The following is a 12,771-nucleotide window of genomic DNA, read 5'->3' as shown; positions in this document are numbered from 1 at the left end:
ACAGGGCTTCGAGTTTGCACACCCAACCATCTCTCTGATAGACTTATGCCTACATAACAGTAGAACTCACCTTCCCAAACATGCTCTTACATTGTAAAAACGAGATAGTCTGATACCCTTGAGCAAGTAGACGTTCTGCAATTTTTTTGCCTCTTGCTGAGCATTAACGTCACTGCTTTGATGAGCATGGGCAAGCATTTCCTGCACCTGTTTGTCCCAGGTAGAAGTCCTCCATCCCTTCCTATCGCTTTCAATAAGCGGGCCAAAAGATTTGAGGACGGGAAGTGGCGCGACTGCTCCTCCAAATATCCCCTCACCCTCAAGGACATGCTCACCCCTCTTAGCCACTCACGGCCACTCACGCGGCCGCATCAATACCTCCCGCGAACTCCCGCTCATCGCATCTCCTCTACTTACCGCCTGGTCGACTCCATCGGACCCAACACCACGACTTGCCGATCCACAATCTCCACACCTGGCCCCAACTGAATCATGCGCGATTGGCTGTGAATCTTGCCCAGGACCCGCATCTGCTTTCCCATGCTCAAGAGTGGCACCCAGATCGCTTCCCCTCTCTCTTTTCCTTGCGCCGCCAGTGCCGCCAGCTGCTCCTCCTCCCATGGCAAGATCGAATGGACCATCACCCCCTCTTCTGTCTTCGTTAACCGCATGAATCCTGCATACCTTCCTTCTCCCAAAATACGTCTCTATTGTACCTCATCTCGTCTCACACCTCATCACCTGGCGCACCACCAACACCACACCCTGCCCCGCCAGTGCCTGCAGAAAACGCATCATGACCCGGAGCTGCCGTCGACTCAACACAAACATGGCTCACCTCCCTTTCTTCCCCTAGTGTGGGCTCTTCAAGACATCCAGATGAAGGTGTTGTCAAGTTATTGTATGGGGAAGAGCGTCGTTCTGAGGAAAAGCTTGTTGGGAGAGCAATGGCAGGGAAGAAACTGGAGAAATGGGCTTGCTATACAACCCTGTCTCTAGCGGTGATATCGTTCCAAGTCTCAAAGCGCTCCTGCATGAGGGTACGATAATCTGAAGCACAGAGTCGATGTCTTCTTGGTCGAAAATGGTCAGAGATTGGTCCAAAGGCCGAGAGAAATCGTTGCGCATGGCCAGGAGATGTGAACCGTCGCATCGTCCGCTCTCGTTGTCGAGTGGGTTGGTGGGAATTTTCCGCTCGATTGTTCAAGCCTTTGTGCTGTCGGTGTTCGATACTGGACAGAATTTCCCTCTTGGCAGCGGCGTAACTCGCAAGCTTGTCAGTAATGATCACACGAGGCACGTACTCCAGCCCTTTGAGAAGCTTGCGGAAGAACTTTTTGGCGGCCTTTGTATCGCGTTGAGACTGCACCAAAATATCGAGCACGTTGCCATGCTGATCCACCGCGCGCCACAAATAGCTTCGCTTGCCATTGATCGTCAAAAACACCTCATCCAGATACCACTTGTCTCCCGGTCTCGAGCGTCGATGCTTCAACTCATTGGCGTACATTTGGCCGAATGTGAGACACCACTGTTAGAATGTTGTGATGAAGGCACGTGGATGGTATCCTACTCCCGTAGAGAAGGTGGGAACGCCTCAGGGGAATGTGGTGTTTGGGCCAACCGAAGTTCGTCATGAGACGTAGGAGCTCGTACCACTGTTTGGTTGCCCACCCGGATCTCTCAACTGAGACTGGAGAAGACTCCAGAGCTCGTATCGGTGAATGATCACCTCTTGCCCATGAACACGTGCCTCATCCTGATTTTGTTGGTATGGTTTCTCATGCACAGGAAAGGATTTTTGCATGCACACTCGTTCTGATTCGCCGGGGTGACGCGTTTTGTGGCCCTGGATCTTCACCGCATCTACCTGGTTGTTGGGGCTGTCGACGCGAGCCAGCAGATCATGTTAACTCCACGCCGCTTTGGCTTCGCGGCATTCTGGGCCTGGGCGCCAGAACACTTGTCTCTCTCGGATGCAGTCGTTCTGGAAGCAAGCACCAACGCGTGGGAAATGCACGATCGCCTGGTCCCGTTGGTAGCCAATGTGACCGTTGCCCACTCGTCTACCGTCAAACTCCTCGCCTCAGTTCGTATCAAGACCGATGCTCGTGATACCATCAAGCTGGCTCAACTCCTCGCCGCCCGTCTCGTTCCAGCAGTCTGGGTTCCTCCCCATGATGTGCGAGAGATGCGAACGCTGCTCGCGCATCGCAAACGGCTCGTGGCGCAACGCACCCAAGCTTTCAATCGGCTCCATGGATTGCTTCAACGCCATAACCTGGAGCAGCCCGAACATCAACGTTTTCTCACAACGGTGTCCGACTCGGCCTGGTGGAGCCAATTGCCCTTGACGCCAGTCGAAACCATGCAAATGCAACAGGATCGACGTCTTCTCCAGACCTTGCAAACGCTCATTGAGGAAGCTGATGAACAGATCCATGCCCTCAGTATCCAGAACCCCTGGATCAAGAGGATGCCATTGCTGTTGCAACTCCCCGGTTTTGCGGTGCTCAATGCCATGACAGTCCTGGCAGCCATTGGCAATATTCAGCGATTTTCCACAGCTCGGCAGGTAGTCAGCTATGCTGGGCTGGCACCGAGTATTCACGAGTCGGGTCAGACGCATCGAGGTGGCCGCATTACTAAGGAAGGACGCCGTGACCTGCGGGTCGCATTAGTAGAAGCAGCCTGGATGGCGGTGGAGCACCATTCCCATTGGAAAGAGCAGTTTGAACGGTTGGCTCACCGTATTGGCAAGCAGAAAGCGATTGTGGCGATCGCGCGCAAATTACTGGTAGCCATCTGGCATATCCTCTCGCATGAACAAGCAGATCGGCACGCAGATCGGCAGGCGGTACGCGCGCCCCGTTGCTCGCATGGATTTCTCGGACGGGCATCACTCCAGGAAAACATCGTGCTCCAGGGACACGAGCGCGCCTGTTGCAGGATTATCTCCGGCAATTAGGACTGGCAACCGAGGTTGAAGGTGGTGAACCAGCACCATTCCAGTCATCTGGATAGAGTTGGTCTCCCTCTCTCATCTGGCGCCAAATGATCGGCCACTGCCATCTCCTGTTTGATGCCATGTTAAGAACAGACCAAACAACCGTTTTCCTTCTTGTTTCATTCAGCATGGCAGAGGGTCGCATGCGCGTTTTTTGGGGAAAAGATCAGATTGCAGCTGGGAAGATCTCTCTTTGCTTTTTTTCTTGACAAATTCATACATCGGTGACGAATGGTTTCGTAGGTGAGCACAACCCCACGCTCTGCCATGAGCGCTTCAACATCACGGAAACTGAGCGAAAAACGGAAATATACCCATACGCAATGACTGATAACAGTGGGTGGAAAGCGGTATCCCTTGTAAGGAGATGCTGAGCTGTTCTTTTTCATAAGGCGTATTGTATCATATTGCCCAGCTTTCAAGCAGGCTTCCAGTCAAGTTGACAATACCGTTGTTGATTATCCATAGTGTCCATTGCCACTCCTGTAGCTGTATTGAGGCCTTTACGGCTTCTTGACAGCTTCTATGCAGAGCTCAATGCGCGTGTCGTAGCCAACAAGGGAGATGCCCATATCCAAGACCTGGTTGAACTGCATACCAAACATGCGCCGGTCGATAATACCAATTGAGAGGAGGCCAAGTCTCCAACCATCGCTAAAGGGATCGCGTGCGTAGCCATTGAAATCTGTTTGAAAACTAACAGTATGCGTCATGCCACGCATAGTCAGATTCCCAGTGATAACGCAGCTTTTGGAGGCAGTACGCCTGACCCGCGTGCTCTCAAAGGTAATGGTAGGATAATGTTCGACGTCAAAGAAATCAGCAGAGCGCAGGTGTGCATCTCTCTGCTCAATACCCGTTGAGAGACTGGCCGTGTTGACCGATGCCTTGACCCAAGAATTTTCCGGTTGTTGGGTATCCAGATAAATAGTTCCTTGTACCTCATTAAAGCGTCCTTTGACGACATTAATCATCAGGTGCTTCACGGAAAATTCAACGAGCGTGTTATACGGATCAATGTCCCAGTACATAGAGATACTCCTACAAAGGTGGCCAAACTCCACAAAGCGTAGATACGTGCGTGAGAGAGGAGAGATCGCCCCCCTTCTTCTTACTTCGTCTCTTCAGCCTGGGTATGCCACATGTTTAGCGGTTGTGTCGCTTTAAAAGCAGTGCCGTTTGATGATAGCCCACGCCTACCGCCGCGAACACCAGGTAGTCGGTCGCGATATTTAAATAATGGTAGGCAAGAGTGACAGGATAGGAGGCCAGCGTCAGGTTCCCAAACTGTTCCAGGGTGTCCAGATATTGTTTGGGCTGAAGACGCTCTGCCCAGTGATCCATCAAAACTCGCGATGCCTGGTGGGTAATAAGGGCGATGTTCTCCCCCGTTAACCCATGTTTGTTGAGTAAGCTCTGAACCATCGTGGGTATCCCTTCCATTGCCGAAACCTGGAAGGAATAAATGCCTGTATCCTCCGTGATCTTGTATGTCGCGCGTGGGGTATCACGCGCTTGCATGGTCATCGCGCCATATTGAGCACTCAGCGTTTGCGTTGCGTAGTCGACCAACTCAAAATCTGCCTCTGGCCCAACAACTGCAGCACCCGCACCATCGCCAATACTGAGCGCATGCCCTTGCGTGTAATCCATATACTGTGTCCAGTTAGTTCCGCAGGCGATCAATGCATGATCGCTCCAACCCGCTGTAATGGCAGTGCATGCTTCAAGCACGCCAAGCAAAAAGGTGCTAAATTCGTTATTGATTGGCACAACCAGAGTGTGTTCGGGCAATTGGGCACCTTTATGTACCAGATAGAGACTATTGGGTGTGTAGTATTCAGGGACTGACGCATATCCGTAGAGCCGATCAATCTCTTCTGGAGTCACGTGCGCTCGCTGGAACGCTAACCGAGACGCTTCAACCATCAGTGGTTCAAGCCGCTCACCTTGAGTCAGGTACCGCCTTTCTTTCATGCCAGTAAAGAGGTCCTTTTCGGCGATCCCCTGGGCGTTTGCTTCTGTGATGACCTGATGAAAAATAGGATCGTCATTGACGCGAATGTTCGGCGGAACGCTAAAGCCGCACCCTTTGATTCCTATGCGATTCAAGCTTTTCCTTTGCCTGCTCTGAGCCATTGCTTTGGGCTGACTAACCAAATGTTTCAGTAGCTGCTGCATGCTTGTTCTTTTTCTCTTTGTAATTTGCTTATTTAAATATTTGATATAAACACAAAAGGATCCAGGTTGAATAGGCCCATTCAAATAGGCCGCGAACCTGATCAATCGGGTTCGCGGCTACAGGTACTTTCTATCTGAGACGGGATTTGTCACAGTGAAACGTGCCTACCCTTTTTTGCCAAAGAAGGCGGTCAGTGTATCCGCGCGTTGTTGCAATGAACGCGGAACTTCTTCGAGATCAACCATGACTTCAATCACACAAGGCACCTGCGCCTCAAGCGCGTGGTGCAGAGCGCCTTCGAACTCAGCAAGATTCATAGCTTTAAAAGCATCTATACCAACACCCCAGGCGATGGCACTCACATCTAATGGGGTACTAAAAGTAGTTAGATACGATTGCCCGTTGAGCAATTTCTCGCCATTGTACACCATCCCATGACCCCCGTTGTTCAGTACCACCCAGATGATCGGCAATTGATATTCCGCAGCCGTATGGATCTCCATACCGTGCATGCCAAAGGCCCCATCACCAAGCAGTGCAACGACCGGTCGCCTGGGGGCTGCGATCTTGCCACCAATGGCCGCGGCTACAGAGTAGCCCATCGATGCCGTATTAGTCGCGAAAAACACCGTTCCAGGTTGGCGTGCTTCATAAAATTGACCTGCCCACGAGAGGCAGTTACCATTGTCGACAAAGAGCAACGTCTCGTCAGGCAGCACCTCATTCATTTTCGAGACGACCGCTTGCGGCTTGAGGATGGAAGCCCCTTTCTGAAGCATTTCGACATCATAGTAGCGAGGGGTCTCTGTCCGCATACTTTCCACTATATTCTCTGTCGGGTGCGGCCTTTCCTGTGGGAGCGGAGTCAGCGTACCAAATGCCTTCGCAAGCGCTTCGAGGATTGCCTTCGCATCACCAGTCACGCTCTGATCAACAGGATAGATATTGCCGATTGCCAGGGGATCAAGGTCAATCTGGATAATGGTACGGTGAGGGGGCGCGAGTCTCTTATCCCACCCGTTCGTTTGAAATTCTCCCAGGCTCGTGCCAATGATCACCAGAACGTCAACCTCTTCAGAACACAAATATGCTTCCGCCAGGGGATGACCGCCGAAGCCAAACACTCCAAGCGAGAGCGCATGCCGCTCCGGGAAGGCGCTCTTGCCCTTCAGCGTCGTAGCAACTGGAATCTGTAACGCTTCCGCCACTTGCTGGAGAGGAGCCCACGCACCAGAAAGATTAATCCCATGTCCAACAAGCAAGGCAGGCCTTTGCGCTGTCTGCAAGGTAGCGGCTACATCCCGGATCGCCACTGGATCGCCCGAGGGAAGTGTATGAGAGAAAAATTTTGTGACAGGGAGTCCATCATCGGGAGCGGATTGCTTGACCACATCGGCAGGAAGATTGAGATGCACCGCGCCAGGCCGCCCGGTCAAAGCAGCGCGGACCATCCGGCGGATCATATGTTGCATCTGTTGGCCACTCTGGAGCATCAGCGACAATTTGCTGGCAGTACGATAGACCTCAACGATATCGATGGTCCGGTTCCCACTGCTGCTATCTTGCAAGCCACCTTTGCCAAAGACACTTGTTGCGACCTGACCGGTGAGCGCCAGCACGGGAATAGAATCACTCGTTGCGCTGGTGATGCCCGTCAGCAAATTCGTCGCACCAGGACCACTAGTCCCGCAACAGACCCCCAATCCACGGCGCACACGTGCATAGCCCTCGGCCATAAATGCGGCTCCTTCCTCATGTTTGGCCAAAACGGGTTGAATACGCTGCCGTTGCGCAAGGGCTTCGAAGAGTGGAACCAGGGGGCCGCCTGGAACTCCAAATATATGGGTAACACCTACCTCCTCAAGAGTTTGCAATAGGATGTGGATGGCAGGGGATTCCAGCATAGCCGGTGTGGTCAGTGACTCCGTCACAGTAGATGTTTCCTGCGCTTCCTGCGCTTCCTGTACTTCCTGCATTTTATAAAATCGCTCCTTTCACTTGCTATATCTAAAAGCAGTGGGGCACGAGGAGAGGATCTCTCAGGCGAATCTCTGCCGAGAGTCCGGTACATTGTTGCGATGCACAGGGAAGAACACGGCAATCCATGCCTTTCCGCCTGAAAAATAGACCATATTTAGAAAAAAACGTTCCTCTCTCGATAAAAGTGCAAATGGTTCAACCTTATTTGTATATACCACTTCACCAATATATTGTCTAACTATCTCCCCATGATAGCGCAAAAGTGCTATAAAGCAGATACAAATATACAAAATATGAACCAGCATGCTAATAAACTCAAGCATTTATATGAGACTATTTTGCTAGGATTCAAAAAATGGTCAGAATTCTCTTAATGGGCGTTCAACGCTGCGAAAAGTTATCAATTCTATCAAGAGCAAATGCAGCTCAAGTGGCTTAGGGAGCCAAACGATCTAAATTTATTTCTGCTTCTTCCGAAACAAATGAAGTCTAGTGATGAGACGCTGATAGAACGCTAATAGAGCATTCACCTTCAACCTTATAGATTTCTATGTTTGAATATGCTACATTTAACCTGAGTCCCATGGGATAGGGCTTCTCCTGGCTCTGGCTGACCCTTGTCGTCTTAACTCTTTGTGGAGTATGAAGATCTCCGTTTCACAGAGATCAAACGCGCTATATCTGCAAAAGATCGTGGAGAGGAGGGAATGCCAATATTTTCAGCAATGGGTAAGAGGCGCGACATGAGTAAAGATCTTTTCGATGCGAGCCTTGGCTTAGCTTTTAGTCTCAGCGTATTTGAGCGATACCGGAAAAACGGCCTGTTGCGGGCCGAGATTCATCATGTACCTGGCATTAGTGGTCGCTGTATGGGATATATACAGCTCGTTGAAGGGTGGTCACCTCTTGTTATGTTGAGGCAAGGAGCGGGGAACGCCAACCGATGGCACTCAATACCCTAATCACAGTCGATACTGAGAAGGGGCCATTTGAGTGGAAACTTTTCCCTCTTCCAGCACCACCTTCACCAACGCCACCAACATCACGATTAGACTCTTCTCCTCGCCCGGAGCACAGCACTCCTGTCCCCAGAATCGTTGCGCCGCTCGATGTGACAACATTACATGGCTGGACAGACCAGCACAAGCTGATGTTAACGACAGTGTATAGAGCAATCGATGGGCAACGAAGCATTGAGGCGATAAAGAGAGAGATGCCACTGCGGCCAGAGGTCACGGAGGAAGCGCTTCGTGTACTCTTAGCCCTCAAACTCATCACTATAACCTAAGCTTTATCAAGGAAGGATAGGCACAATGAATAAAGGTATGCCCAATCAAGGATGGTCTCCCAATGAATTGGTGGAACAGAAAAGCGAGCGACATGGGTTAGTACAATGGTGGTATAATCTGACCTCCATCCCAGAACCTCCCGCAAATGCTTCTTTCGCGCAGCGAGAAGCCGCCAGAAAATCACATCTTTTGAGCACCATTGTTTTCTGGCTTTGCGTGTCCTTTATTTTGTTTATCCCTGCTTGCTTTGCTTTACCCAACCCCTATGTAATTTATGCGGACCTGGGGATGCTTGTGCTCTCGATTCCCGCGCTCATTTTAAATCGCGCCAGACACCTCCAGGCCGCAGGCATTTTGCTTACATTCGCATTCGAAGCGGCTCTCACCATGGTCATTTTCACAACCTGGCCCCTCGACGAACCGAGTATCCAACAATATGAACTATTTGTCTTTGGCGAACTGCTCTGCGTTTCGCTCCTTGCTCCAGGCAGTGTCTTTATCGTCATGGTCTATAATATGGCGGTCATTGCTGTAAGCCTCATTTGGCAGCCACACAACCAGGTTCTCATGCATGATATGCAATCTCAGTTTCTCCCCATCTTGATCAGGCCCATAGCGGTCCAACTGCTCGTTGCGTTTGTCTCATTTTTATGGGTGAGTGGAACGAACAAGGCAGCTAAGCGCGCTGACAAAGCGGAAATGATAGCCAAATTGGAGCATGAACTGGCGGATCAGAAACAAGAACTTGAGCAAGGTATTCAACAAATTCTGGACATCCATATTGAGGTGGCAAACGGCAACCTGAATGCACGTGCGCCACTTACCCAGGGAAATGTTCTCTGGCAGATTTCAAGAGCACTGAATAACTTGCTTGTTCGTTTCCAGCGAGCAGCGCAAGCCGAGCAAGAGCTGCAACGTGTGGAGTATGCGGTCAACAAGACCGTTCAGTCAATTCAGCATGCGGATGCTCTACATCACAATCCTCGCATCGGCCTGACTCATACACAAATTGACCCGCTTATTGCCGCATTGCAAGGCAAGACAATTGATTACAACACAGTGGCTCCCTTTGACCCACGATCCTCTCAGAGAGCCAGGGAATAAACAGGAGAAAGGCAAGCAATGAAAAAGATTGCTTGCCTTCTTGCTTCAACGAAATGGAATCCCAACCCTCCTGGCTCCCTATACTTTCTCGTAATTTGGCTCTCACGCTTCAATTTGCATCAGCAAAGCCTGCCATTGTGCTTCATCATAAAGAAGTACCTGCCGGGGAGATCGACCAGGAGCAGGCTTGAAGACGACATGAAAGCCGCCGGTATTATAAAACGCCAGTTGTATGGTTCCTGGCTGGTTGAGAATTGTGATCGGGATAGGACCATGAAGGGCAATATATTGATTCAGGAGATTAACCTGATGAAGCTCTGTATTGTTGGGGGTGTTGGCGGACTTCTCTGCGTGTTCTCTGTGTTCCAGCTTTGCTTGTTCTATACTCTTTTGAAAGAGTAAGATTGCCTTTGCCCGACTAGATATCTGTAGTTTGGAATAAATATTTGTGAGATGCGTGCCAACTGTTCTATGATCTTTCTTAATTTCTTCTGCAATCTCTTGGTTCGTCTTGCCTTCGGCCAGCAGGCACATAACTTGCATTTCTGAACCTGTTAATGTATTGAAAGGGTAGGGAAAATATTGCCGTAGCAATATCTTCCCGCGCCAGACCCAAACTGCTTCAATTCGGCTCGTCACGCCCAATCTAGCATATATTTTCTGCAGGCGATTCGTAATGGCCTTGCTACTCATGCCGAGGATTGATGCGATCTCTGGGTTTGTCTTCCCTTTTTCGACGAGCCTCATTATTTGCAAGTCTTTTTCAGATAAGACGAATACTAGTTTTTGGCTATCATCCATTGCGCCGCTCCTGATATTCAAATCACCACTACCATATCATAGCTATAGGAAACGATCAAGCAGATACGGTCGCAGAGAACAGAGAACAGACTCTCTAGGAGGACGAAGCCCCGCGAAAGAATGTATAAAAAGTTTCCCTGCTTACGTAAATCTTTCGACACCACAGCTGCCTCAAGTTCAAACAAACTTTTACGCTTCAGCATAGCAGTCCAGCAACTTTTTAGTGCGCGTTTCTATCTCCCACTGCAAGACACTATTGGTTAGTTGAAAAAGCTAATGATACCTTTTCGTCACGCAGTAGGGGCTTGAGAAGCCAGCCTAGCCAGTTTCTCGAGAACGTTCACCTGGGCAGTTTAGGCTTGGTAACTACTGCTAGTGGCTATATGTATGCCACTCAGTGGTATATCTCTTCTCTCTTGTAGGAACATTCTCTCTCCTTCCCCCGAGGGAGGTCAGAAAAGTGGTCCTTCCTATTCCTGCCCTCCTCCTCTATGCTTGAACAGAAGCAAGCTATTCTGCAATACGGTGTTCTCTAGCCTTGCTCAAAGGGCTGGGATCGCCGCGCACAGAGGGAGGAGAAAGAAATCATGCATCATTGGGCATCCAGGTCCCACCTGAAGAAGTCTCGCAACTCCGCAAGATCTTTCTGGCACTATGCGAGGCCGGTCGTCATCCTTAGCCTCAGCTGCTGCTTTCTGGTGCTTTTTCTGGCCACCCAGTCGCAAGCTGCAGCGACAACACCGACTGGCTTTGGAGGAGCACAAGCTGTTTCCTCGCCCACGGCGCCCGCGCCAACGGTAAACCTCCAAAAACAAACACAACAAGTACCGCTGACCAGCAGCACCACATCCCAGGCACAAAGCAGCCAATCGAGCACGCTAGATCCTTTTCCCAACCCAGGGGAATGGCTCTGGCAAGGCTTAACCTATGTTTGGAATCAATTCTGGCGGACGGCTGTCGACTTTTTTCAAAAGCAAATTATTGACTGGGCCAGCAGCTTTGGTTTTATGTATGTCACCCCGGCGGACCTCTCCTATAAAAACCCCATGATCCTGGCAGGCTCACAGGGCTTTTTGGTTTACCCGAAAAGAGTGAAAAAGAAGTCATTTCTTGCTACACTTAGGAAAACTCAAAACACCCCTAAGAAAGCGAGAAATGACCTTGGATGTACCTTACCATATCTGACGAAATGAAAAAAGCCTTTCCCGAAGCGCTTCACGTGGATCCCACCTCCTTCTACGCCGCCTTTGCTCAGGTGAAAGATCGACGTGGCAAACGAGGGAGACGTTATCCCCTTCCGTTGATATTGACGCTGCTGCTGTTAGGAAAGCTGGCAGGAGAGAGCAGTATCCACGGGATTGTGGAGTGGATTGACGAGAGAAAGGAGCAGCTTCAGGGCTATTTGGGCTGGCCGAGGCGCTTTCCAACGAATTCGACCTACACCTTTGCACTCAGTCAGTGTAATGACCAGGAGATTGCCACCGTCTTGGCTGGTGTTGTACTGAAAGCCAGAGCGGTTGAGCACTGCGGTGAGGAATCTGGTCGGCTTTCCAAGCCAGGTCAAGAGAAGCCGCTCATTCAGGCAGCCATGGATGGCAAACAGATGCGAGGAACCTTAGGACACCAGAGCAGTGAGCAGCCTCCTGTCCATCTGCTCTGCCTCTATGAGTGCCAAAGCGGCATTGTCCTCGCCCAACGTGAGGTTCGCAGCAAAGAAAATGAGATCAGTGCGGCGGCTGCCTTGTTGCATCCCGCCTTGGTCAAAGGGCGTATCATTAGTGCCGATGCCATGCATACGCAAACAAAGTGGTGTGCGGCGGTTGAGCGCTATGGAGGCTACTATCTGCTGATTGCCAAGCTTAATCAGCCACAACTCTATGAAGATCTCCGCGACTTTTTTGAGGAAGAAGACGCTCCCCGCCAGCAGTGGCAGTATGTCAAGAGCGTTCAAAAGGGGCATGGACGTCTGGAAATCAGAGAACTGTGGAGCAGCACGCTGATGAATGACTGGTTTGAGCCGCAATGGGCAGGTGTGGCACAGGTCTTCCGGTTGCGCAGGCACACGACGCATCGAAAGGATGGGAAGGTGCGTGAGGAGATCGTCTATGGTCTCACCAATCTGCCGCCTCGTCTGGCCAACGCAGCACGCTTACTCCAGTTGCAGCAAGCCCATTGGTGTATTGAAAACCGCCTCCACTATCGGCGTGATGTGACGATGGGTGAAGATGCCTCTCAAGTCCGTTTGGCAGGGGCTCCAGCGGCGTTAGCAGCCCTTAATGGAGGGGTACTCGCCATGATGGATTGGTTGCAGGTCAACAATGTCGCCTCTGCTATGCGGCATTTTTGTGCTCAGCCTCGCGAGGCCTTGCAACTGCTGTGTGGCAAGTTATCACGGTAATACGGGTAAA

The 12,771-nt window shown here is 50.8% G+C and carries 10 protein-coding genes and 2 pseudogenes; 5 read left to right on the top strand and 7 right to left on the bottom strand.

The genetic code is table 11. The features are described from left to right. Positions 1 to 413: 413 nt before the first annotated feature. Positions 414 to 671, bottom strand: coding sequence for a transcriptional regulator (locus JMJ16_RS13280; protein WP_201381914.1), 258 nt, complete (start codon positions 669 to 671; stop codon positions 414 to 416). A 308-nt stretch (positions 672 to 979) separates the two neighbouring features. Continuing rightward, positions 980 to 1,534 (bottom strand): annotated as a pseudogene (locus JMJ16_RS13275) (IS6 family transposase); the annotation flags it as partial. Positions 1,535 to 1,843: 309 nt separating this feature from the next. On the opposite strand from JMJ16_RS13275, the gene JMJ16_RS13270 reads away from it, so the two are divergent. Next, entirely contained in the window at positions 1,844 to 2,968 is a 1,125-nt protein-coding gene (locus JMJ16_RS13270; RefSeq protein WP_236601453.1) for an IS110 family transposase, read from the top strand. Positions 2,969 to 3,234: 266 nt separating this feature from the next. On the opposite strand, the pseudogene JMJ16_RS54185 reads toward JMJ16_RS13270, so the two are convergent. The 4 genes and pseudogenes from JMJ16_RS54185 to JMJ16_RS13255 all read right to left on the bottom strand — a co-directional run. Then, positions 3,235 to 3,396: pseudogene (locus tag JMJ16_RS54185) on the bottom strand (IS6 family transposase); the annotation flags it as partial. Positions 3,397 to 3,510: 114 nt separating this feature from the next. Further along, positions 3,511 to 4,038: a YceI family protein gene (locus JMJ16_RS13265; RefSeq protein WP_201381912.1), complete on the bottom strand. Its 528-nt coding sequence runs from the start codon at positions 4,036 to 4,038 to the stop codon at positions 3,511 to 3,513. Between the two features lie 115 nt (positions 4,039 to 4,153). Next, entirely contained in the window at positions 4,154 to 5,119 is a 966-nt protein-coding gene (locus tag JMJ16_RS13260) for a 3-oxoacyl-ACP synthase III family protein (RefSeq protein WP_236601452.1), read from the bottom strand. A 234-nt stretch (positions 5,120 to 5,353) separates the two neighbouring features. After that, entirely contained in the window at positions 5,354 to 7,165 is a 1,812-nt protein-coding gene (locus tag JMJ16_RS13255) for a thiamine pyrophosphate-binding protein (RefSeq protein ID WP_236601451.1), read from the bottom strand. A gap of 947 nt (positions 7,166 to 8,112) precedes the next feature. On the opposite strand from JMJ16_RS13255, the gene JMJ16_RS54180 reads away from it, so the two are divergent. Continuing rightward, the gene (locus tag JMJ16_RS54180; protein ID WP_236601450.1) at positions 8,113 to 8,457 is read left to right on the top strand and encodes a hypothetical protein; all 345 of its coding nucleotides are present in this window, start codon (positions 8,113 to 8,115) and stop codon (positions 8,455 to 8,457) included. 25 nt (positions 8,458 to 8,482) lie between these two features. After that, positions 8,483 to 9,562 carry a hypothetical protein gene (locus JMJ16_RS13245; protein WP_201381908.1) on the top strand — a complete coding sequence of 360 codons (1,080 nt, stop codon included), beginning with the start codon at positions 8,483 to 8,485 and terminating at the stop codon, positions 9,560 to 9,562. A gap of 102 nt (positions 9,563 to 9,664) precedes the next feature. On the opposite strand, the gene JMJ16_RS13240 is transcribed toward JMJ16_RS13245, so the two are convergent. After that, positions 9,665 to 10,363: a helix-turn-helix transcriptional regulator gene (locus tag JMJ16_RS13240; protein WP_201381906.1), complete on the bottom strand. Its 699-nt coding sequence runs from the start codon at positions 10,361 to 10,363 to the stop codon at positions 9,665 to 9,667. Positions 10,364 to 10,950: 587 nt separating this feature from the next. Between JMJ16_RS13240 and JMJ16_RS13235 the strand changes: the two genes are divergently transcribed. Then, the gene (locus JMJ16_RS13235; RefSeq protein ID WP_201381904.1) at positions 10,951 to 11,556 is read left to right on the top strand and encodes a hypothetical protein; all 606 of its coding nucleotides are present in this window, start codon (positions 10,951 to 10,953) and stop codon (positions 11,554 to 11,556) included. Beyond that, positions 11,529 to 12,761: an ISAs1 family transposase gene (locus JMJ16_RS13230; RefSeq protein WP_201381902.1), complete on the top strand. Its 1,233-nt coding sequence runs from the start codon at positions 11,529 to 11,531 to the stop codon at positions 12,759 to 12,761. Before JMJ16_RS13235 ends, JMJ16_RS13230 begins: the two co-directional genes overlap by 28 nt. The last annotated feature ends 10 nt before the right edge of the window (positions 12,762 to 12,771 follow it).

The organism is Ktedonobacter sp. SOSP1-52 (assembly GCF_016587395.1).
The sequence above is the reverse complement of the archived record's forward strand: the minus strand, read 5'-3'. Positions and strand labels throughout refer to the sequence as shown.

Coding starts and splice junctions, on each gene's coding strand:
- JMJ16_RS13265 (WP_201381912.1), bottom strand. CDS start 4,038: ATGTACTGGGACATTGATCCGTATAACACGCTCGTTGAATTTTCCGTG.
- JMJ16_RS13280 (WP_201381914.1), bottom strand. CDS start 671: ATGCGGTTAACGAAGACAGAAGAGGGGGTGATGGTCCATTCGATCTTG.
- JMJ16_RS13245 (WP_201381908.1), top strand. CDS start 8,483: ATGAATAAAGGTATGCCCAATCAAGGATGGTCTCCCAATGAATTGGTG.
- JMJ16_RS13230 (WP_201381902.1), top strand. CDS start 11,529: ATGTACCTTACCATATCTGACGAAATGAAAAAAGCCTTTCCCGAAGCG.
- JMJ16_RS13240 (WP_201381906.1), bottom strand. CDS start 10,363: ATGGATGATAGCCAAAAACTAGTATTCGTCTTATCTGAAAAAGACTTG.
- JMJ16_RS13235 (WP_201381904.1), top strand. CDS start 10,951: ATGCATCATTGGGCATCCAGGTCCCACCTGAAGAAGTCTCGCAACTCC.
- JMJ16_RS54180 (WP_236601450.1), top strand. CDS start 8,113: ATGGCACTCAATACCCTAATCACAGTCGATACTGAGAAGGGGCCATTT.
- JMJ16_RS13255 (WP_236601451.1), bottom strand. CDS start 7,165: ATGCAGGAAGTACAGGAAGCGCAGGAAGCGCAGGAAACATCTACTGTG.